The following is a 21,089-nucleotide window of genomic DNA, read 5'->3' on the forward strand; positions in this document are numbered from 1 at the left end:
GCCGCGCTCGCGATGCTCGAGATCGGCAACATCGGCCTCGTGGCCATCGTCGGCGGGCTCGTCGTGGGCCTCGGCTGGGCGCTCGGACAAGGTGGCCTTCACCGGCTCGACGGCCGCCGGCCGGCGCATCGCCGCCATCTGCGGCGAGCAGCTCAAGCGGGTCAGCCTGGAGTTGGGCGGCAAGTCCGCCGCGATCATCCTGGACGACGCCGACCTGGCCGCCAGCATGGGCTTCCTGTCTCTGGCCTCGCTCATGAACAACGGCCAGGCCTGCGTGGCCCAGACCCGCATCCTGGCCTCGCGCAACCGCTACGACGAGGTCGTCGAGGCCATCGCCGGCATGACCACCTCCCAGCCCGTCGGCGACCCCTCCGACCCGGCGACCGGCATCGGCCCGCTGGTGGCCAAGCGCCAGCAGGACCGGGTGGAGGGGTACATCAGGATCGGCATGGAGGAGGGCGCCAAGGTCGTCGTCGGCGGCCTCGACCGGCCCTACGACCGCGGCTGGTACGTCTCCCCCACCGTCTTCGCCGGCGTCAGCAACGACATGCGCATCGCCCGCGAGGAGATCTTCGGGCCGGTCCTGGTCGTGATCCCGTACGAGGACGAGGCGGACGCCGTACGCATCGCCAACGACAGCGACTACGGCCTGGCCGGCACGGTCTGGACGGGCGACACCGAGCACGGCATGGACGTGGCCCGCCAGGTCCGCACCGGCACGTACGGCGTCAACTGCTTCATGCTGGAGACCAACGCGCCCTTCGGCGGCTTCAAGGCCAGCGGCATCGGCCGCGAACTCGGCCCCGAGGGCCTGAACGGCTACCTGGAGTACAAGACGATCGCGCGGCTCGGCTGAGCTCAAGGGCCTCGTGGCACGACGCCACGAGGCCCTTGATGCGAAATGTGCACCCAGCGCGCCCCCGCAACGCTAGGTACATATCCCGCTACCGGAAGTATGTCCCACGTCCACCGCCTCGGCGGTTTCCTTCCCCAGGGACTTTCTCCCGGCGGTTTTCTTCTTTCCGTCCTAGATAGACGCTTTTAACTCACGAAAGGTTCGATGCAATCCATTTGCCGATTCTGCGGATGAGGCCGGGGGTCGCGGCGGACTCCGCGTGCCCGTACCCGGGCTCGATCCAGAGCTCCTTCGGCTCGCGCGCGCCCGCGTAGAGCTGGTGCGGGTGGTCGAGCGGGAAGAACGCGTCGGCGTCGCCGTGCACGATCAGCAGCGGCGTCGGCGAGATGAGCCCGGCGGCCTCGTGCGGCGGCATCGGGATCGGGTCCCACTCGCCGCGGGCGATCCGCGTGCGCTTGGCCATCCTGGCCGCCCAGCGGCCGAGCGGCCGCTCGATGGCCCAGTGGACCTGCCGCATCGGCTTGGTGCCCCGGTAGTACCACCGGGCCGGTCCGCTCACCGCCACCACCGCGTCCACGCCCCCGTGCAGCGCCGCGTGCCGTACGGCCACCGCCGCGCCCATGGAGAAACCCACGACCGCGATCTTGGAGTAGCCGACCACGCGGGCGTGCCTGACGGCGGCCTCCACGTCGAGGATCTCCACGTCGCCGACCGTGGTCTCGCCGCCGGAGCGCCCGTGGCCGCGGAAGTCGAAGGCGACCACGCCGCCGTACTCGCTCAGCACGTGCACGATGCGCCGCGCGCTGCGCTCCCGCCACGACCCGGTGAACCCGTGCGCAACTACTATCCCCAGCTCCGTACGTGTGGACGGGGTGTGCGCGGCGTCGATGCGGACCCCGTCGGCGGTTCGCAGCATGACGGGGTAGTTGGGCGCGAAGGACATGGATATGAGCTTATGTTCGCCCCGCGTCCACCCCGTGCTCGGCCGCCCACACCGCGATCTGCGCCCGTGAGTCGAAGTCCAGTTTCTCCATGATGTTGGCGATGTGCCGGGCCACGGTGGCCCGGCTGATCACCAGTTCCTGGGCGATGCCGCGGTTGCTGAGGCCGCGGGCGAGCAGCACGGCGATCTCCTGCTCCCGCGCGGTCAGCCTGCCGTACGGCGCCGCCTCCTGAGCGGGCGTGCCCGGCTGAGCGAGGGCGCGCCCGGCCTCGCCCTCGAGCACCCACCTGGCCACCTCCTCGGGCGACCGCTCCGCGCCCTTGGCCCAGAGCAGCGCCACCCGCCCGGCCCCGAGCCTCGAGCGGGCGAGCACCAGCAGCTCCTGGATGCGGCCGGGCGTGCCGAACTGCCCGATGGACTCGCGCAGCGCGGTGGCGGCCGACCCGGCCAGCACCGCGCCCTCCAGGTCGTCCTGGGCCCGCGCCAGGGCGGACAGCGCCACGAGCGCGCGCATGACGCCCCTGCGCTGGCCCATCTTCCTGCTCAGGTCAAGACCGGCGGAGATGTGCCTCCTGGCCGCGGCGTAGTCGCCCAGCCCCGCCGCCACCCGGCCGAGCTGTGCATGGCAGCGGGCCAGCTCGACGCGGTTGTCCATCTCCTCGATCAGCGGCAGTGCGGCGGCGTGGTGGGACCTGGCCGTCTCCAGGTCACCCGCCGCCTCGGCCACCGCGCCGAGATGGGTCAGCGCCCTGGCCACCGTCCAGTGGTGCCCGGCCTCCCTGGCCAGCGCGAGCGCCTCATCGCCGTAGCGCTGGGCCTGGTGCAGCCGTCCTTGGAAGAGCGCCAGATTGAGCTGGGCGATCCTGGCCGTGCTCAGATTGAACAGGTCGTCGTGGGCGGTGGCCGCCGCCTCCAGCTCATCGAGGTAACGCCGTGCCTTCTCGCTCTGCCCGGTGCGGAAGAACACGCTCAGCGCCACGCCGTACGCCATGCCCAGCCAGTGCGTGTACGGGTGGCGCTTCTGCTCCTCGACACTCTGCACGATGAGCTCCTCCGCCCCGGCCAGCTCGTCGGCGAGCTCCAGCCCGTACGCCAGCGCGCCCTTGGCCACCGCGATCAGGTCGGCGGGCACGCCGGACAGGTCGAGCGCGAGCAGCTGCTCGTGCCAGGCGATGCTCTCGCCCAGGTCGCCGCGGACGATCAGCATCGCCAGCGACACCCGGGCGAGGCGCAGCCCGAGCACCGGGTCGCGGCTCTCCACCGCCCGGTCCACCGCGTGCCTGGCGTCGTCGAGGAGGGCGCGGCCCTTGGTGAAGTGCGCGAACCGCTCCTGCCACGGCTTCCTGCGGTCGTACGAGGCCGCCGCGTAGCCGCGCTCCAACTCCTCGCAGATCACCTTCAGGTGCCTGTCGCGCAGGCGCTCGCACTCCCCGGCCTCGTCCAGGCGCTCGGCCGCGTACTGCTTGATGGTCTCCAGCAGGCGGTAGCTGCCGGGGGCGTGGTGGAGCACGAGCGACTTGTCGACCAGGCCGCCGAGCAGGTCGAGCACGTCCGCCCTGCGCACGATGCCGCCGTCGGCGCACACCTGCTCCGCCAGGCCCAGGTCGAACAGTCCGGCGAAGACCGACAGCCGGCGCAGCAGCACGCGCTCCTTGGGCAGGAGCAGCTCGTGGCTCCAGTCGACGGTGGCCAGGAGCGTGCGCTGCCTGGCGGGGGCCGTGCGGTCGCCGGTGGTGAGCAGGCTGAAGCGGTCGCCCTTGCGGTCGGCGATGCGGTCGGCGATGCGGCCGGGGCCCAGCAGGCTGGTGCGGGCCGCCGCCAGCTCCAGCGCGAGCGGCAGGCCGTCGAGCGCGTGGCACAGGCGTACGACGTCGCCCATGCAGCCGGTCACCCCGCGCGCGCCGGCCGCGTGCGCCCGCTCCACGAACAGCAGCACCGACTCCGCCTCGGGATGCCGCTCGTCCGGCAGTTCCAGCGGCGGCACCCGCCAGATCAGCTCGCCGGGGATGTGCAGCGGCTCGCGGCTGGTGAGCAGGAACCGCAGCCGCGGGCACTCGGCGATCAGGTCGGCCACCAGCTCGGCGCAGCGGTCGACCAGGTGCTCGCAGTTGTCCAGCACGATCAGGGCGTCGGCGCCGCGCAGGCGCGTGCGCAGGCCGTCGAGCAGCCGTCCGGGCACCTCGTCGCGTACGCCGAGCACCTCGGCCAGCTCGTTGACGAGCAGCGCGGGGTTGCCGATGCGGGCCAGCTCCACCAGCCACACGCCGTCGGCGAAGCGGTGCGCCTGCTGCGCCGCCACGCGCAGGGCCAGGCGGGTCTTGCCGATGCCGCCGACGCCACTCAGCGTGACGACGCGTTCTTCGTGGACCAGCGCCGCCAGCTCGGCCAGGTCGCGGGCGCGTCCGACGAAACGGTTGGGCTCGGCGGGGAGATTGTGCAGGACTTGCGCGGTCATGTGGGGCCCAAGTGGTAGCGGGAGGATCACATCCGGTGCATAGTCTCCACCGCTTCAGTGCCCGATGGGATCACTTTCCGTGCAGAGTTCGCGACTGACCGGATACGAATGTAGGGCGCCGAGGTCGGCGACGCTCATGATGATCCTTACGGGTGATTCGTCCGCCGCGTCGAGCGCCTGCGGGACGTCGGAGATCATCACCCGGGCGCCGCTCGCCCGCATGCGGTCCCTGAGGGCGACCGCGTCGAGCTCCGCGGGCAGCGGGCAGATGACGCCTCCCGCGGCGATCACCGCGGCCGCCGCCACCATCAGGTCACAGCCGAGGGGCAGGCAGATGAGCACGGTGTCACCCTCGCGTACGCCTCTGCGCCGCAGCTGGACGGTCGCGACGGCGGACCTCTCGTCCAGCTGCTCCTCGGTGAGCTTCAGGCCCGTGCCCGAGTCCACCATGACGATCCGCTCCTCCATGTGGCCCACGGTAGGGAGGGGGTCTCGTGCATACATGGGGCGGAATATGCAGATCCTTATGCAGAAGCTCCGCCACCGCCGCGGGGCCCTTCACATACCCTCCGTGAGCACCGCCTACACACCCGCCGCGCACGCCTCAGGCGGGAGGAGCGGGGCGCTTGGCGGCCCACACCGCGATCTGCGCCCGCGAGGTGTAGCCGAGCTTCTCCATGATGTTGGCGATGTGGCGGGCGACCGTGGCGGGGCTGATCACCAGTTCGGCCGCGATGGCCCGGTTGGACAGCCCACGGGTGAGCAGGTTGGCGATCTCCTGCTCACGGGCGGTCAGCAGCGAGTGTTTGACCGGCTCGGCCACCACGGGCAGCTTCTGCGTCACCCGCTCGCCCTCCAGCACGCGGCGGGCGACGTCGTCCGGGCTCATCGCCCGCCCCCGCGACCACAGCGAGGCCGTGCGCCCGTCGCCCAGCTTGGTGCGGGCCCGGCCGAGCAGCTCCTCGATCCTGATCGTGGACGACTGCTGCCCGATCGACTCGCGCAGCGTGGCCGCCGCCGCGGCGGCCAGCACGGCGGCCTCCAGATCGCCTTCGCACTCCGCCAGCACGGACAGCCCCACCAGGCTGCGGGCCACGCTCTGCCGCTGCCCGGTCTCCCTGCCCAGGGCGAGGCTGGCGCCCAGGCACTCGCGCGCGGTGGCGAACTCGCGCAGCAGCGCCGCCACCCTGCCCATCCTGGCCAGACAGCGCGACAGATCGAGGTCGCTGCCCAGCTCGCGCAGCCAGGGGACGGCCATCTCGTACTGGGCCTTGGCGGTCACCAGGTCGCCGCGGAACTCGGCCACCGCGCCGAGCTGGGTCGCGGTCCTGGCCATGATCCAGCGATGGCCGTGCTCACGGGCGCGCGCGAGCGCCTCCTCGCCGAGCCGCTGCGCCTCGCGCAGCCGGCCGCGGGTCAGGGCCACCGCCGACAGCCCGGACAGCCCCGCCGCCTGGTTCCACGCGTCGCCCGCGCGGGTGGCCAGGGCCAGGCCCTCCTCCGCGTGGCACACCGCCTCCTCGGGCCTGCCCATACGCAGCAGGATGACCACGATGAGGCTGTGCATGACGGAGCGGGGGTAAGCGTTCGCCAAGGAGAGCCCGGTCAGGCTCTCCTCCGCCAGCTCCAGGGCGCGGCTCAGCTCGTCCCTGGCCTCCAGGCCATAGGCGAGGTACGCCTTGGCCTGCGCGATCTGCTCGGGCGGCACGTCGGTCAGGTCGAGCGAGAGGAACCGCTCAACCCAGGTGACGATCTCCGTCAGGTTGCCGCAGATGGGCAGCAGGCCCGTGCTGGCGGCGCACACGCGCAGGCCGAACTGCACGTCGCCGGACTCGGCCGCCCAGTCGAGCGCCACCCGCTGGTCGTCGACCAGGCTCTTGCTCATGGTCAGCGCCTCGAGCCGGCGCGCCCACGGCACGCCCTGCTCGACCATCTCGGTCATGAAGTGGCGCTCCTGCAGCTCGCAGAGCACGTGGAGGTGGCGTTCGCGCAGGACCTCGCGCTCGCCGGCCTGCTGGAGGCGCTCGACCGCGTACCGCCTGATGGTCTCGAGGAGCCAGTAGCGCCTGCGGCTCTCGTCGCAGAGGACGAGGGACTTGTCGACCAGCCCGCCGAGCAGATCGACGATCTCCCCCTCGGAGATCGGCTGCGCCGCGCAGATCTGCTCGGCGAGGTCGAGGTCGAAGTCGCCGGGGAACACCGACAGCCTGCGCAGCAGCACCTGCTCCTTCTCGGACAGCAGGTCGTAGCTCCATTCGACGGCGGCCAGCAGCGTGCGCTGCCGGGCGGGAGCGGTGCGGCCGCCGGTGGTGAGCAGCGAGAACCGGTCGTCGATGCGGTCGGCGATCTGCCCGGGGCTGAGCAGGCTCGTACGGGCCGCGGCCAACTCCAGCGCGAGCGGAAGTCCGTCGAGCGCCTGGCACAGGCGCACCACGTCGGCCAGGCTGTCGGGGCCCAGCCTGGTGCCGGCGGCCGTGGCCCGGTCCATGAAGAGCTGCACGGACTCGGCGTCGGGAGCGCCCATGTCGGGCAGGTCGAGCGGCGGCACCCGCCAGATCAGCTCGCTGGCGATGCGCAGCGGCTCCCGGCTGGTGGCCAGGATGCTCAGCCGCGGGCAGGCCGCGATCAGCCCCGCGCTCACCTCGGCGCACCTGTCGATGAGATGCTCACAGTTGTCGAGGAGCAGCAGGCAGTGCAGGTCGCGCAGCCGGTCGGTCACGGTGGCGAAGACGGGGCGGCCCGCCTCCTCGCACACGCCGAGCACGCGGCCGACCTCCTGGTCGACCAGCTCCGGGCGGCGCACCCTGGCCAGCTCGACCAGCCAGACGCCGTCGGGGTAGGCGGGCACGAGCCCCGCGGCGACGCGCAGCGCCAGCCGGGTCTTGCCGATGCCTCCGACGCCGCACAGCGTGACCACGCGGGTCTCGCCGAACAGCCCGCGCAGGTCGTCGAGATCGCGCTCGCGACCCACGAACCGGTTGGGCTCAGCGGGGAGGTTGTGCCTGGGGGGCTCTGGCATGTGGTCACCCTGCGTCGCTGAAGGATCACACTCTCCCACAGTGTCGCACTTTTCACAGCCCAAGCGAGCTGACGATCGCCCTTTCGTCGACGACACGCAGAATGGGGTCACCGAGCAGCCGTTTGGCGACGTCGTACGGTGCGACGACCATGGTGGCCCGGCGCTCGGCGGCCAGCACGCGGCACCCGACCACGCTCGGCTCGTGGGCGACGATGACATGGGCGCCCGCCGTCATCGCCAGATCGACCAGCCTGAGGCCCCTGAACGGCTCGCTCACCGCGCTGATCACCACGTCGTCCTTGTCGATGACCAGCCGGGAGGCGAGCTTGCGCAGGTCGCTCGCCAGCGCGTCGTGGCGGAACGTCCGCACGCCGTCGACGATGATCGCGGGGCCCGCCAGCGGGCCGAACTCGAGGGTGCGGTCGCCGATCAACTCGCTGAACGGCTTCGCCCCCGGCGCCGGCTGGAACGAGTAGACCTGCTCGACCTTCGCCACGGTGGAGTCGTAGTGACTCTGTGTGATCATGAAACGCGCCGCACCCGAGGCCGCGAGCACCGCGACCCCGCCCGCCCAGGCCACGGCGTGGACCGCGACGGGCAGCGTCGCGCCGAGCGGGACGTTGACGAGGACGTGGTCGCCGAAACGCAGGCCCTGGCGGCTCAGGCCCGCCGCGGCACGGGTGACGCGTCTGACGAACGCGGAGTAGGACAGCACCTCGCCGGTCCTGACATCGCTCACCGCCGGCTGATCCCCCCGCGTCGGCGCCGCGGCCATAACCAGCTCTGTCCACGTCATGCCGTCAATCTAAGGACGCGGGCGGCGCTTGCCATGCGCACAATTGTGCAACCCGCTATGTACGTGAGGTTTGCCACGCGTACGGTCGATCCCGAGTATGTAGGGCCGCCCTCACGCGCGCCGTCGCCCCCTGATGGAGTTTCCCCGGGTCGCGCTGGCATCTGGGGGGATCAACTAGACTTATGTGGTCGCGACTTCGCGCGGCCGACCCCACCTCACATAGAGCGAGACGTCATCATGCCTTTGAACAGCCGCGACGACCTGCGGAACATCGCGATCATCGCGCACGTCGACCATGGCAAGACCACGTTGGTCGACGCCATGCTCTGGCAGTCCGGGGCCTTCCGCGCGAACCAGGACGTCGACGACCGCGTCATGGACTCGAACGACCTCGAGCGCGAGAAGGGCATCACCATTCTCGCGAAGAACACCGCGGTCAGGCACGGCGGCATGACCATCAACATCATCGACACGCCCGGCCACGCCGACTTCGGCGGCGAGGTCGAGCGCGGCCTGTCGATGGTCGACGGCGTCGTGCTGCTGGTCGACGCCTCCGAGGGGCCGCTGCCGCAGACCCGCTTCGTGCTGCGCAAGGCCCTGGCCGCCAAGATGCCGGTCATCCTCTGCATCAACAAGGTCGACCGCCCGGACGCCCGCATCAAGGACGTCGTGGACGAGGTCTACGAGCTGTTCATGGACCTCGACGCCACGGAGGAGCAGATCGACTTCCCGATCGTGTACGCCTCCGCCAAGGCGGGACGGGCCTCCATGGAGCGCCCCGAGGACGGCGGCATGCCCGACTCGCCGGACCTCGAGCCGCTGTTCGACATCATCAAGTCGACCATCCCCGCGCCGACGTACGACCCGAGCGCGCCGCTCCAGGCCCACGTCACCAACCTCGACGCCTCCTCCTACCTGGGCCGCATCGCCCTGTGCCGGATCCACCAGGGCGTCATGCGCAAGGGCCAGCAGGTGGCCTGGTGCCGCACCGACGGCACGATCCAGCGCGTCAAGGTGACCGAGCTGCTCATGACCGAGGCCCTGGAGCGCAAGCCGGCCGAGCAGGCGGGCCCCGGCGACATCATCGCCATCGCCGGCATCCCCGACATCATGATCGGTGAGACGCTCGCCGACCCCGAGGACCCGCGCCCGCTGCCGCTGATCACGGTGGACGAGCCGGCCATCTCGATGACCATCGGCACCAACACCTCGCCCCTGGTCGGCAAGGTCAAGGGCTCGAAGGTCACCGCCCGCATGGTGAAGGACCGCCTCGACAAGGAGCTGGTCGGCAACGTGTCGCTGCGCGTGCTGCCCACCGACCGGCCCGACTCCTGGGAGGTGCAGGGCCGCGGCGAGCTGGCGCTGGCCATCCTGGTCGAGCAGATGCGCCGCGAGGGCTACGAGCTGACCGTCGGCAAGCCGCAGGTCGTCACCAAGACCATCGACGGCAAGGTGCACGAGCCGGTCGAGCGCCTCACTGTCGACTGCCCGGAGGAATACCTCGGCGCGGTCACCCAGCTCCTGGCCGTGCGCAAGGGCCGCATGGAGCACATGACCAACCACGGCACCGGCTGGATCCGGATGGAGTTCGTGGTGCCGGCGCGCGGCCTGATCGGCTTCCGTACGGAGTTCCTCACCGAGACCCGCGGCACCGGCCTGGTGCACCACGTGTTCGACTCCTACGAGCCGTGGTTCGGCGAGCTGCGCACCCGCAACAACGGCTCCCTGGTGGCCGACAGGTCCGGCCCCGTGACCGCGTTCGCGATGCTCAACCTGCAGGAGCGCGGCACCCTGTTCGTCTCGCCGACGACCGAGGTCTACGAAGGCATGATCATCGGCGAGAACTCGCGGTCCGACGACATGGACGTGAACATCACCAAGGAGAAGAAGCTCACCAACATGCGCTCCTCCACCAGCGAGGAGACCGAGAAGGTGATCCCGCCGCGCGTCCTTTCGCTGGAGCAGGCGCTGGAGTTCATCCGCGAGGACGAATGCGTGGAGATCACTCCGGAGCACGTGCGCATCCGCAAGGTCGTGCTCGACGCCGCCACGCGCGGTCGCGCAGCGGCCCGCGCCAAGCGCGGCTGAGCTTTTCCGGCCGTTCATTCGGCTGTAAGTAAAGCCGGTCAGCATCCGGCTTCGCCACGGACGATGCAGCTGCCCCCGGGTAAAGGAAAAAGGCCCGGGGAAGCAGATGTAATAACACCGTGACCCCACAACATAGAACATTCTCGTATTCCGGAGAATCATCCAAATTGTGGGAAGGCTCCGGATGGCGATGGCGTTCGGGCTGGCTCTGGTGTCGTTGGGGGCGATCGTTTGGTGCACCGTCGCAGCCAGACCGGTGGCGGGGCCCGAGGTGCCCAAGAGCACCGCGGCGCCCAACCCGTGGGTGGCGGCCGCCGCCCGCGCCGACCCCCGGGTGGGCTGGGCGCGTAAGGCCGCCACCGAGGTGACGGTCGCCAGGGCGGCCGAGGCCGACCTGGATCCGGTGCCCGATGGGCGCATCGACCCCCGCCAGCGGCAGGTCAAGGTGACCGTCGTCCACCGGCTCACGATGGCGCCCAAGGATCCGCTCATCGGCGCGCTGCGCCAGGGCACCGGGTTCCCCGGCACGCTCCAGCAGGTCACCGACGCCGCATTCGGCGCGATCAAGGTGGACGGGCCCGGGCTGGCGCCCACGACGCGCCTGGCGCCGATCCTCGACACGGACTCCTCGGGCACCACGGCCCGGTTCACGGTGACGCTGCTGCGGCAGGTCAAGCGGAGCGACCTGCTGACGCTGGACTTCAACGCCCCCAACGCGACACCCGTGATCGTCACCTCGCGCTCGATCGCGGTGCTGCCCGGCGAGTGGACGGTGCTGCGGCTGGCGGGGATCACCCCGGACCGTGAGCACGAGGAGCGGGTGGAGTTCGGCGTCGGATCGTACCCGGTGAGCATGACGCTGGCGCCCGACTCGTACGGGTTCGCCGACGTGGCCCTGGAGGACGACTTCTCGTGGGCCACCGCGCTCGGCGTGCTCACCGCGCTCGCGCTGGTCGTCTTCCTGGCACGCTCGCTGGGGCGCGGGTGGTGGGAGCGCCCGCCCAACAGGGAGCTGGTCGTCGGCCTCGCGCTGGCCGCCCCCACCCTGCTGATCCCACTGGTCGCCGAGGACTGGTCGGCGGTCACGTACGTGGTGCTCTTCGTCGCGGTGCCCGCGCTCGCGCTGCGGCACGCCGGACGGGTGCTGCCCACCAGCCCCCCGTGGAACACGCGCGACCTGCTGGTCACGACCGGGCTGGGCGTGGTGGTCGGGCTCGGCATGCTGGTCTGGTCGTGGCTGCACGGCCAGCTGTCCGGCCAGGTCCTGCTGATCGGAGGGGCGGTGGCGGCGCTGGCGGCGGCGGGGTCAGCGGTGGCGTTCAGCGTGGACCTGGGGGTCCGGTCGGTGATCGTACGGCTGGCCGTGTGGGCGGCCGAGGCCGCGATCGGGGCACTCGCGCTGGCGCTGTGGCTGCGGGCGCTGCCGACCGGGGTGTACCCGCCCGACAGCGTCCGGCTGGTCCTGGCGCTGGGCTGGGCCATGATCCCGGTCGCCGCCATCGCCGTGGCGACCAGGCAGTGGACGCGCGGCGCGGTGGTCGGCGCCGTGATCGTGAGCCTGCTCGTGCAGGACTGGCCCACCGAGTGGCTGGACTCGGGGTCGTGGAGCCTGGCGGTGCCCCGGACGGAGCCCATGATCGGCAGCCTCGCCCTCACCCCTCTGGTGCGCGGCGTGCTGGGGCTGCTGCTGCTGGGATTCCTGATGCTGGTGCTGCGGCTCTGGCGGCTCGGCAGGCAGCTCTCCGCGATCGACAGCCCGGTCACCGAGTCGACCATGATCGCCGTACTGATGGTGCTGTACATCACGCCCGGCGGCAGCACGACGCTGGCCGACATCGACGTACCGCTGCCGCTGCTCGCGATCACCTCGATCGTGGCCTGGGCGACCGCGCGCTGGCTGCTCGCGGGGCCGCGCCTGGCCCTCACCGAGCCCTCCTCGCAGGAGGAGCACCGGCAGCTCGTCAGGACGGCCTTGCACAAGCGGCTGCTGCTCGTCGCCGAGCAGGAGCTGTACCGCGTCGGACGGGGCAGGATCGGCTCGGGCGAGATGTCGATGGCCGACTTCGACCAGCGGCGGGACGCCCTGGAGGAGGCGCTGCGCCGGCACGGTCGCCACCCGGAGACCGCCTTCGCCACCGCCGCCGGGTGCACGCCCTGGTTCAACGGCGTGCACGCCTTCACGGTGAGCCTGCTGCTGAGCCTGCCCTTCGCAGTCGTGTACGGGTGGCCGGAGGGCGTGGACCTGACCAGCTTCGTCTTCGACGGGCGCTACCTGATCACCCTGCCCGCGTTCGGATTCCTGTTCGGTTACTTCTACCCGCGCGTGCGCGGCACCCAGCCGATGACCAAGGCCCTGCACCTGACGGCGGCGGCGCTGCTGACCGAGCTGTCGGGCTATCTCTCGACGCTGGTGGAGCCGGACATCGGGGTCTTCGACAAGGTGCAGGTCGTGGGGATCGTGGTGGGGCAGGTGACGGTGGTCTGCATCGGGCTGGGGCTGTTCTGGGAGTGGCGCATCATGCACCTGGCCGGGGAGCCCTGGGCGCGGGTACGCAACGTGCGCAGCATCCGCAGCCTGGCGGCGCCCACGCTGGCCATCGTCCTGGCGGCGGGCACGACGGTGGCGACCTCGGTGGCCGGGCAGACCGTGGACCGCATACTCAAGGGCGACCAGGTCACCACCACCGCCCCTCGGTGACACCTGGCGTCCCCGCCCACCGGCCGACACCGCTCGTGCCCCGCGGCCCGTGACACGGGACGGCCACCGACCGCGTTGCGCCGAACATCACCGCACCATGCCCCGCCGACCCGGCCAGGCAACCACGACCGGCACGAGACCCGCCCATCACGGCGCGCGCAGCCTACTTCACCCAGCCGGCCTTGTTGAAGTCGTCGGAGGACAGGCCCCCGGCGCCGAAGTTGGCCAGGCCCTTACGTACCGCGAGGATCTGCGGGCGCTGGTAGAGCGCGATCGAGTGCCCAAGTGACCAGACGAGCGCGTCGGCCTGGTTGTACAGCTTGACGGCTTCGGCCCTGTCGGTGGTGATCTGGGCCTTCTTCAGCAGGTCCACCAGTTCGGGCGAGCTTACCCGGCCATAGTTCTGGAAGACGTTGTCGCCGTCGGGCGCCTGGTACTGCGCGTAGGCCTCCGACAGGTAGATCAGGTCCACGTTGCGGAAGGAGACCAGGTCGAAGTTGCCGCGGTTGACGTACTTCTCGAAATAGTCGTTGCCGGGCACCTTCTCGATCGTGAGCTGGATGCCCACCTGGCCGAGCATCTGCTGCATCAGCGTGGCCTGGTCGATCTGCTGCTGGGTGGCCTCGGCCGAGATGACGAAGGACAGCTTGAGCGGCTGGCCGTCCTTGGCGCGCGGGTTGCCGTCGGCCCATCCGGCGTCCGTGAGCAGCTTCTTCGCGCCCTCGACGTCGAGCTTGCCCCATTCGGCGGAGGTGTCCTGGTAGCCCTCCTGGTTCGGCATGAAGAAGTGGTTGCCGACGGGCTTGGGATCCACGGGCAGGCCCTTCAGCGATACCGTGGCGATGGCCTGCCGGTCGATGGCCTTCTCGACCGCGTTGCGGACCTTCTGGTCGGCCAGCGGGCCGCGGCCGCCGTTCAGGAGGACGATGACCTCGTCCCAGCGGGCGCCGACGCGGATGTCGGTGGTGGGGTCGTTCTTGACCCGCTCATAGGCCTCGGTACGGACGGCGCTGGTGTAGTCGATCTCCTTGTTGAGGTAGGCGTCGAGTTGGGCGGCCGGGTCGAGGGCGCGGAAGACGATCGTGTCGAGCTTGGGTGGGGTGCCCCACCAGTTGGAGTCCCGCACCGCGGTGATCGTCTGCGCGGTCTTGTCGTAGTTGCCGATCTTCCATGCGGCGCTGGTGATCGGCACCTTCTCGATCCAGTGCTTGTTGAACTTCTCGGGGGTGTCGTACTCGGCCGCCGGGAAGAGCACCTTGAACAGCGACTGCCAGTCGGCGAACGGCTGGGCGAACGTCACCTTCACCTCGGTGGCGTCGGCCCCCTGCTCTACCTTGCTGACCAGTTCGTAGCCGGCCGAGCTGGCGATCAGGAAGCGCTTGTCCTTGCCGTTGAGGGCCTTCCACTGCGCCTCGAAGTCCTTGTACGACAGTGGCTTGCCGTCGGACCACCTGGCCTTCGGGTTCAGCTTGTAGGTGATGACCTGCGGGGAGGTCGAGGTCACCGCGGCCGAGACCAGGTAGTCGGGGTTGGCGTGCGGCACGCCCTTCGCGTCGTTCAGGAAGAGCGTGGGCTCCACCAGCGCGGTGATCGCCTGCGCGTCACCCTGCGTGCCGTCCACCTGGTTGCTGTTGTACTGCGTGATCCACTGCTGGATCGCCATGCGCAGGGCTCCGCCGTCCTTCAGCTTCTCCAGCGGCTGCGGGTTGACGCCGGAGGCGTCGGCCGCAAGCGGCGTGGCGCTGGGGGCCGCGGACGAGGCGGAAGGGCTCTGCCCACCCGCGCAGGCGGAGACCGCCAGGGCGAGTGCGGCGACCACGATGGACGGCGTTAACCTCATCGGAAGCTCCAATTTATCCAAAAACCTACCTGAACTGTATGGTAAGGGAACCTTAGCGTGCCATCGGGAGGATCTTCGTGCTGGGTTACCTCGGCAGACGAGCCGGGTACTACGTCGTGTTGCTCCTGGTAGCGGTCTTCATCTCCTACGCCCTCGCGTCGGCGAGCATGAATCCCAGGGCCTATTTCGAGGGCAGGCGCCCCCAGCCGACCGCGGAAATGGTCGACGCGCAGCTCACCGAACTCGGGATCAACGACAAGGTGCCCTTTCTCCAGCGTTTCGGCACCTGGGCCGGCAATGCCGTCACGGGCGATCTGGGCAGGACGATCGACGACACCTCGGTCAACGACGAGTTCGGCAGGCGCATCGGGGTGAGCCTGCGATTACTGCTCCTCGGTACGCTGGTCGGAACTGTGGTGGGCGTGCTGGCGGGCGCGTGGGGGGCGATCAGGCAGTATCGCTTCTCCGACCGGGCCGTCACGGTGATCTCGTTCATCCTGCTGTCCACCCCGGTGTTCCTCTTGGCGACGCTGTTGAAGATCGGCACCACCTGGCTGAACGACAACGTGGGCCACCTGATCGACTTCACCGGCGAGAAGACGCCCAACCTGCAGGGCGGGTTCCTCGTCCAGTTCGGTGACCGGGCCGCGCACCTGCTGCTGCCCACCCTCTCGATCGCGCTGGGGGCCATCGCCGCCTACAGCCGCTACCAGCGCGCGACCATGCTCGACGTGCTGGCCTCCGACTACCTGCGCACCGCTCTGGCCAAGGGCATCCATCCGAGGGCGGCCATGCTCAGGCACGGCCTGCGGACCGCGCTGGTGCCGATGACCACCTTCTTCGCCTTCGGGTTTCTCGGCATCTTCACCGGCGCCGCCTTCACCGAGCGGATCTTCGGCTGGCACGGCATGGGTGACTGGTTCATGAACGCCGTCGGCCGCAACGACCTGAACTCCGTGGTCGCCGTCAACCTCTTCGCCGCCGTCGTCATCCTGCTGTCGGGCTTCGTGGCCGACGTCCTCCTCGCCGTCCTCGATCCCCGGGTGCGCCAAGCATGATCACGCTCCGCCGCTTCGTCAGGTCGAAGGGTGTCCTGGTGGGCGCCCTGGTCATCGTCCTGCTGTTCCTCCTGGGCTTCCTCGGCCCGGTGATCAGCCCGTGGACGCCCACTCAGGTCGACTACCTGTCGATCCGTTCGGCTCCCTCGGCGGCGCACTGGTGGGGGACCAACAGGATCGGCCAGGACATCTTCTCGCAGACCACGTACGGACTCCGCAAGTCGCTCATCATCGGCCTGGTCGTGGCCCTGTTCTCGACCGTGCTCGCCTCACTGGCCGGCGCCGCGGCCGGGTATCTCGGCGGCTGGACGGACCGGGCCCTGCGCTTCTGCATCGACCTGCTCCTGATCTTCCCCGGATTCCTGATCATCTCGATGGTGTCGCCGCGGCTGAAAGGATCGGGCTGGCTGGTCTTCGCGCTCCTCCTCGGAGTCCTCGGATGGATGATCAGCGCCAGGATCGTCAGGTCGATGACGCTCTCCCTCAAGGAACGCGACTTCGTCCGGGCGGCCGAACTCATGGGTGTCCCGAAATTTCGGATCATCGCCCGACACATCCTGCCCAATGTCGCGTCGTTCCTGATCATCGACACCACGATCGCGGTCGGCGGCGCGGTGATGAGCGAGACCGCACTGTCCTACTTCGGGTTCGGCGTCCAGCCGCCCGACGTCTCACTGGGCACGTTGATCGCCGACGGTACCGAGGCCGCCATCGGCTACCCGTGGATGTTCTACTTCGCCGCGGGCCTGCTCATCGTCTTCGTGCTGGCGATCAGCCTCGTCGGCGACGGCCTGCGGGACGCGCTCGACCCCACCAGCGAGGCCGCCCGTCCCAAGCGGGGTACGGTGACGGCGCTTCCACGCTCCGAGGCGCCCTCCGACGACGTGGTCCTCAGCGTCCGCGATCTCACGGTCCGCTTCGGCGACGCCGTCGTCGTCGACTCGGTGAGCTGGGATCTGCGCCGCGGCGAGGTGCTGGGCATCGTGGGCGAGTCGGGCTCGGGCAAGTCCGTGACGGCCCTGGCCGCGATGGGACTGCTGCCCGCCACGGCCACGGTCGAGGGTTCGGTACGGCTCGGCGGCACCGAACTGATCGGCGCCGACGTCCGCACCCTCATGCGGGTCCGCGGCGCCAGGGTCGCCATGGTCTTCCAGGATCCGTTGTCGGCCTTCACCCCCGTCTACCGCATCGGCGTCCAGATCGCCGAGGCGCTACGCGCCCACACGGACCTGAGCAGGGAGGAGGCCCATGCCAAGGCCGTGGAGCTGCTCAGGTCGGTCGGCATCCCGGAGCCCGAACAGCGGGCCGAGTCCTACCCGCACGAGTTCTCCGGCGGCATGCGCCAGCGCGCCATGATCGCCATGGCCATCGCCAACGACCCTGACGTGATCCTCGCCGACGAGCCCACGACCGCGCTGGACGTCACGGTCCAGGCTCAGGTGCTCGACCTGCTCCGCAGGGCGCAGCGCGAGACAGGCGCGGCCATGGTCCTGATCAGCCACGACCTCGGCGTGATCGCGGGAATCGCCGACATGGTGGCGGTGATGAACAGGGGCGTGGTCGTGGAGGAGGGCGAGGCGGAGCGGGTGTTCGCCCGGCCTCGGGAGCCGTACACCAAGGAACTGCTGGCGGCGGTGCCGCGGCTGGACGCGGCCGTCGAGCCGCGCACGCCGGCGCGGGAGGCGCCACTGGTCGAGGTGACCGGCTTGCGCAAGACGTTCCCGCTGGTGCGCGGGTCGGCGTTCAAGCGCAGGATCGGGACCGTCTACGCCGTGGACGGCGTGGATCTGACCGTCAGGCCGGGCGAGACGCTGGGGCTGGTCGGCGAGTCGGGGTCCGGAAAGACCACCACGCTGTTCGAGATCCTCAGGATGCCGGGAGTCAGCAGGGACGCGCAGATCGTCTTCCAGGACCCGATGTCGAGCCTCGATCCGCGGATGACCGTGGGCGCGATCATCGCCGAGCCGCTGCGCGCCAAGGGGCTGCCCGTCGACAGCGTGCCCGAACTGCTCGAGCAGGTAGGGCTGAAGGCCGAGCACGCCGGCAGGTTCCCGCACGAGTTCTCCGGCGGGCAGCGCCAGCGCATCGGCATCGCCCGCGCGCTGTCGGCCCGGCCCAAGCTGGTCGTGCTCGACGAGCCGGTCTCCGCGCTGGACGTGACCGTGCAGGCGGGCATCCTGGACTTGCTCGTCCGGCTCCGCGACGAGCTGGGGCTGGCCTACCTGTTCGTCTCACACGACCTGGCCGTGGTCAGGCAGATCTCCGATCGGGTGAGCGTGATGTACCTCGGCAGGACCGTCGAGACCGGCGACACCGCGACCGTGCTGAGCGAACCCCTGCATCCCTATACCCGGGCGCTCATCTCGGCCGTGCCGATCCCCGACCCGGCCGTCGAGCGTGCCCGCGAGCACCTGCTCCTGCCGGGCGACCCGCCGAGCCCCTTCGAACGCCACCAGGGATGCCCGTTCCGCGGCCGTTGCCCGGTCTACGCGGGCCTGCCGTCGCCGGACAGGCAGCGGTGCGAGACCGAGTCGCCCGCGCAGGAGGAGCGCCGCTCAGGCCATCTCGTGGCCTGCCACTTCGCTGTGTGAGGCTTCTCTCCTCGCGCCTGCGGCACCCCGGCGCCCCCTCGGCGCGCCGCAGGGCGGGGAGAGCGAATGCGCATCTCCATCTGCGCGCGACCACGCCGCTCGCACGCGCGCCGGGTGGCCGGTGTCCTCGGCATGGCGCTCGGTAGCGGGTGGGTCAGCGCCATCGGACAGCGAGCGGCGGCCGCGGCGCGGGACCGGCCCGAGGAGGGGTCAGCGGCGTGGGAGTTCGCTGCCGCGTACGTGGGTGCAGAGCCAGTCGACCAGCGGGCCGTACGCGCGCCACGTGTCCTTCACGCGCGTGAGCACCTCCGCCGTGGACACCCACGGCTCCGGCTCGAAGCTCATCCCCGCGTAGAGCGACTTGTGCCGCAGCAGCTCGATGCGCGGGTGGTCCTCCGAGAAGCCTCGCGGCTTGGTCTTGAGCCGCTCCCCGTACAGCGCGTACCCCTGGGCCACGAGCGCCGACGTGAGGGACTCCAGCGGCTTGCCCGACAGGTCCTCGTCCACGGCCGCCCGGTAGCGGGCCACCTGGTCGGTCGCCTGCGTGTAGAAGCCGCCCGCCGTGAACAGCCCCGCCGCGCTCACCTCGACGTAGAACCCGATCCCCGGCTGCAGGTCCACGAAGGCACCCTGGTGGGTCTTGTACGGCGACTTGTCCTTGGAGAAGCGCACATCCCGATAGGGCCGGAAGAGCTGCGCGGACCCGAACTCCGGGGCCAGCTCCTCCGTGAGCGCCAGCATCGGCTCCCGCACCGCCTCCTCATAGAGGTGCTTGTGCCGCGTGAAGTAGGTCTTCGAGTTGTCCGCCTCGAGCCCCTCGTAGAACAGGAACGCCTCGTCCGGGAAGCCGCTGAAACCCATGTCACCAGGGTGCCACGCCTCGCAGGCACGACGGACCTCAGCGCTCGCTGTACGTCCGCCCGGCCGAGGGCGTCCTGCCGTACAGCTCGGAGACCGTGACGAACGTGTAGCCCTTCTTCTGAAGGGTGGCGAGTATGGTGGGCACGGCCTCCACGGTGCTCCGGTGGATGTCGTGCATGAGGACGATCGAGCCGGGTTTGGCGGCGCCGGCCCGCTTGGCCACGACGGAGGGCACGCGGTTCAGCCAGTCGAGCGTGTCCACGCTCCAGAGGATCTCCGCCAGCCCCTCGCGGCGCAGCTCGGCCACCACGCGCTCGTTCGTCGACCCGTACGGCGGCCGCATCACCCGCATCCGCACCCCGGTCAGCTTCTCCACGAGGTCGTCGGTGCGTTTGAGCTGCCGTTCGATCTGCTCGCGGGGCAGTCCGGCGAGCGCCGGATGGCTCCACGAGTGGTTGCCGATCTCGTGGCCCTCCTCCACGATGCGGCGCGTGAGGCGGCCGCCCTTGTCGGCCTCCACCATCTGCCCGACGACGAAGAACGTGGCCCGGACGTCATGCGCGCGCAGCAGGTCGAGCAGCCGCCCGGTGTACTCGCCCGGCCCGTCGTCGAAGGTCAGGGCCACGCACTTCAGCTTCGAGCAGTCGAACTTGCGGCTGCGCGGCCAGCCGGCCTGCATCGAGACCAGCCGCTTGGCCAGCACCTCGGGGGCGACGACCGCCGGCCTGAGAGGCGCGGGCGGCGTCCAGGCCTGCGGGCGGGTCGCCACCGAGTACGTGACGCAGAGCGCCAGAGCGAGCAGGGCCAACGGCAAAGCCCACACGCGCATGGTTCCCCCCGAAACGCTGCGCGCGGGGGCTCATGGATAATCCTGGACCGGTCTCCCCCGCAGCTCCCTGGTCAGGTCGTCCCACCAGAGTGGGATATCGGCCTGCAGTTCCGTGTAGCGGCGCGCCACCCTTATGGCACATCCAACCGGATCCGTACCCAGATGCCGACGTTTCACCGGTCCTTCCTGCCAACGGTAAAAACCATCTCTATACCGTACGACCAGGCCTATCCACACGGAGATGGTCCCGCCGTCGCCTACCTCGTACGCGCTGGTGACGCCCAGACCATGGAGCTCCGCTTGGAGCTTCTCCGTCGCCGCTCGGGCCTCACTCACACGCCACCCCCTGCCGACGTTCCGCCGTACACCAGGGATGTACCCAGCAACGGGCTTGAAGTGCTCCCCACCACTAAAGCCGGGGGATTCCAGCCAGCTCGGGCTCCGTCTGCGCGGTGGCCTGGGCTGCTGTTGCTTGGCGGTTCGCCTTCCGGCCCACACGGTTGCGTGGTTTGCGCGCCCCAGCCCGCACACCCGGCCTGGATTGTGCGAACTCCGCCCTCCCGGCGGTGAGGATGTTCTTGGCGGCGTTCACGTCGGCATGTTCGGTGTACTCGCACGAGGTACACCGGAAGACCGCTTGGCTCTCGCGGGACTTCCGATCCACCACCGTGCACACGTTGCATGTCTGACTCGTGTACGCCGGGTTCACGGTGATCACGCAGGTGCCCGTGGAGCGGGCCTTGCTGTGTGTGGCCAGCTCGATCCGGTGCCAGCCCTTGTCCAGGATGGACCGGTTCAGGCCGGACTTGCTAGCGGCCCCGTTGGGCAGGAACACGCCCGGCCGCTCGGGGTCTGGCTTGGGTGCCACGGCGGCGGTCATGTTCCTGGTCGCCAGGGCCTCGAACACGATCAGCTCGAAACTCGTGGCCAAGGTGTGGGCGGTCTTGGCGGCGAAGTCAGCGCGGCGACGCCGCACCTTCGCCAGCGCCTTGCCCAGCTTCGCGGCGGCGTGCTTGCGCCGGGCCGAGCCCTTCTGGGTGCGGGCCAGGCAACGC

General features: G+C 70.2%; 14 protein-coding genes and 1 pseudogene. 6 read left to right on the top strand and 9 right to left on the bottom strand.

Annotated elements, in window-relative coordinates; translation table 11 throughout:
* A partial coding sequence (locus AB0J64_RS53670; protein WP_364045698.1) for an aldehyde dehydrogenase family protein occupies nt 1–856 on the top strand: 856 nt, incomplete at its 5' end.
* A gap of 190 nt (nt 857–1,046) precedes the next feature.
* Here the strand turns inward: AB0J64_RS53670 and AB0J64_RS53675 are convergent.
* The 5 genes from AB0J64_RS53675 to AB0J64_RS53695 form a co-directional block, all read right to left on the bottom strand.
* Complete coding sequence (locus AB0J64_RS53675; protein ID WP_364045700.1) at nt 1,047–1,799, bottom strand: alpha/beta fold hydrolase; 753 nt, start codon at nt 1,797–1,799, stop codon at nt 1,047–1,049.
* 10 nt (nt 1,800–1,809) lie between these two features.
* Nucleotides 1,810–4,254, bottom strand: coding sequence for a LuxR C-terminal-related transcriptional regulator (locus AB0J64_RS53680; RefSeq protein WP_364045702.1), 2,445 nt, complete (start codon nt 4,252–4,254; stop codon nt 1,810–1,812).
* A 54-nt stretch (nt 4,255–4,308) separates the two neighbouring features.
* A complete protein-coding gene (locus tag AB0J64_RS53685; protein WP_364045704.1) occupies nt 4,309–4,722 on the bottom strand; it encodes an AMP-binding protein in 414 nt (137 codons plus the stop codon).
* 136 nt (nt 4,723–4,858) lie between these two features.
* Nucleotides 4,859–7,273, bottom strand: coding sequence for a LuxR C-terminal-related transcriptional regulator (locus AB0J64_RS53690; protein ID WP_364045706.1), 2,415 nt, complete (start codon nt 7,271–7,273; stop codon nt 4,859–4,861).
* A 52-nt stretch (nt 7,274–7,325) separates the two neighbouring features.
* Nucleotides 7,326–8,069 (bottom strand): AMP-binding protein, encoded by a 744-nt coding sequence (locus AB0J64_RS53695; RefSeq protein ID WP_364045708.1) that lies wholly within the window; start codon nt 8,067–8,069, stop codon nt 7,326–7,328.
* Between the two features lie 237 nt (nt 8,070–8,306).
* On the opposite strand from AB0J64_RS53695, the gene typA reads away from it, so the two are divergent.
* Complete coding sequence (gene typA / locus AB0J64_RS53700) at nt 8,307–10,157, top strand: translational GTPase TypA (protein ID WP_364045710.1); 1,851 nt, start codon at nt 8,307–8,309, stop codon at nt 10,155–10,157.
* A gap of 169 nt (nt 10,158–10,326) precedes the next feature.
* Nucleotides 10,327–12,855, top strand: a complete 2,529-nt coding sequence (locus AB0J64_RS53705; protein ID WP_364045712.1) for a hypothetical protein — start codon at nt 10,327–10,329, stop codon at nt 12,853–12,855.
* 163 nt (nt 12,856–13,018) lie between these two features.
* Here the strand turns inward: AB0J64_RS53705 and AB0J64_RS53710 are convergent, their stop codons facing one another.
* A complete protein-coding gene (locus AB0J64_RS53710) occupies nt 13,019–14,695 on the bottom strand; it encodes an ABC transporter family substrate-binding protein (RefSeq protein WP_364045714.1) in 1,677 nt (558 codons plus the stop codon).
* 77 nt (nt 14,696–14,772) lie between these two features.
* Between AB0J64_RS53710 and AB0J64_RS53715 the strand changes: the two genes are divergently transcribed.
* The 3 genes and pseudogenes from AB0J64_RS53715 to AB0J64_RS53725 all read left to right on the top strand — a co-directional run bounded on the left by AB0J64_RS53715 (nt 14,773) and on the right by AB0J64_RS53725 (nt 18,344).
* The gene (locus AB0J64_RS53715; RefSeq protein ID WP_364045716.1) at nt 14,773–15,753 is read left to right on the top strand and encodes an ABC transporter permease; all 981 of its coding nucleotides are present in this window, start codon (nt 14,773–14,775) and stop codon (nt 15,751–15,753) included.
* Nucleotides 15,750–16,553: pseudogene (locus tag AB0J64_RS53720) on the top strand (ABC transporter permease); the annotation flags it as partial. The gene AB0J64_RS53715 and the pseudogene AB0J64_RS53720, both read left to right, overlap by 4 nt.
* Before the next feature lie 84 nt (nt 16,554–16,637).
* The gene (locus tag AB0J64_RS53725) at nt 16,638–18,344 is read left to right on the top strand and encodes an ABC transporter ATP-binding protein (protein ID WP_364045724.1); all 1,707 of its coding nucleotides are present in this window, start codon (nt 16,638–16,640) and stop codon (nt 18,342–18,344) included.
* A gap of 210 nt (nt 18,345–18,554) precedes the next feature.
* On the opposite strand, the gene AB0J64_RS53730 is transcribed toward AB0J64_RS53725, so the two are convergent.
* The 3 genes from AB0J64_RS53730 to AB0J64_RS53740 form a co-directional block, all read right to left on the bottom strand.
* Nucleotides 18,555–19,205, bottom strand: coding sequence for a DUF2461 domain-containing protein (locus AB0J64_RS53730; protein WP_364045718.1), 651 nt, complete (start codon nt 19,203–19,205; stop codon nt 18,555–18,557).
* Between the two features lie 37 nt (nt 19,206–19,242).
* Nucleotides 19,243–20,013, bottom strand: a complete 771-nt coding sequence (locus AB0J64_RS53735) for a polysaccharide deacetylase family protein (RefSeq protein ID WP_364045720.1) — start codon at nt 20,011–20,013, stop codon at nt 19,243–19,245.
* 430 nt (nt 20,014–20,443) lie between these two features.
* The coding region (locus AB0J64_RS53740; RefSeq protein ID WP_364045722.1) for a transposase at nt 20,444–21,089 on the bottom strand (646 nt) is incomplete at its 5' end.

Source organism: Nonomuraea sp. NPDC049695 (assembly GCF_040674955.1).
Taxonomy (GTDB): Bacteria; Actinomycetota; Actinomycetes; order Streptosporangiales; family Streptosporangiaceae; genus Nonomuraea; species Nonomuraea helvata.

What these genes read in the sequence shown, in the direction of transcription:
- AB0J64_RS53675 (WP_364045700.1), bottom strand. Translation starts at nt 1,799, where the DNA reads ATGTCCTTCGCGCCCAACTACCCCGTCATGCTGCGAACCGCCGACGGG.
- AB0J64_RS53680 (WP_364045702.1), bottom strand. Translation starts at nt 4,254, where the DNA reads ATGACCGCGCAAGTCCTGCACAATCTCCCCGCCGAGCCCAACCGTTTC.
- AB0J64_RS53685 (WP_364045704.1), bottom strand. Translation starts at nt 4,722, where the DNA reads ATGGAGGAGCGGATCGTCATGGTGGACTCGGGCACGGGCCTGAAGCTC.
- AB0J64_RS53690 (WP_364045706.1), bottom strand. Translation starts at nt 7,273, where the DNA reads ATGCCAGAGCCCCCCAGGCACAACCTCCCCGCTGAGCCCAACCGGTTC.
- AB0J64_RS53695 (WP_364045708.1), bottom strand. Translation starts at nt 8,069, where the DNA reads ATGACGTGGACAGAGCTGGTTATGGCCGCGGCGCCGACGCGGGGGGAT.
- typA (WP_364045710.1), top strand. Translation starts at nt 8,307, where the DNA reads ATGCCTTTGAACAGCCGCGACGACCTGCGGAACATCGCGATCATCGCG.
- AB0J64_RS53710 (WP_364045714.1), bottom strand. Translation starts at nt 14,695, where the DNA reads ATGAGGTTAACGCCGTCCATCGTGGTCGCCGCACTCGCCCTGGCGGTC.
- AB0J64_RS53730 (WP_364045718.1), bottom strand. Translation starts at nt 19,205, where the DNA reads ATGGGTTTCAGCGGCTTCCCGGACGAGGCGTTCCTGTTCTACGAGGGG.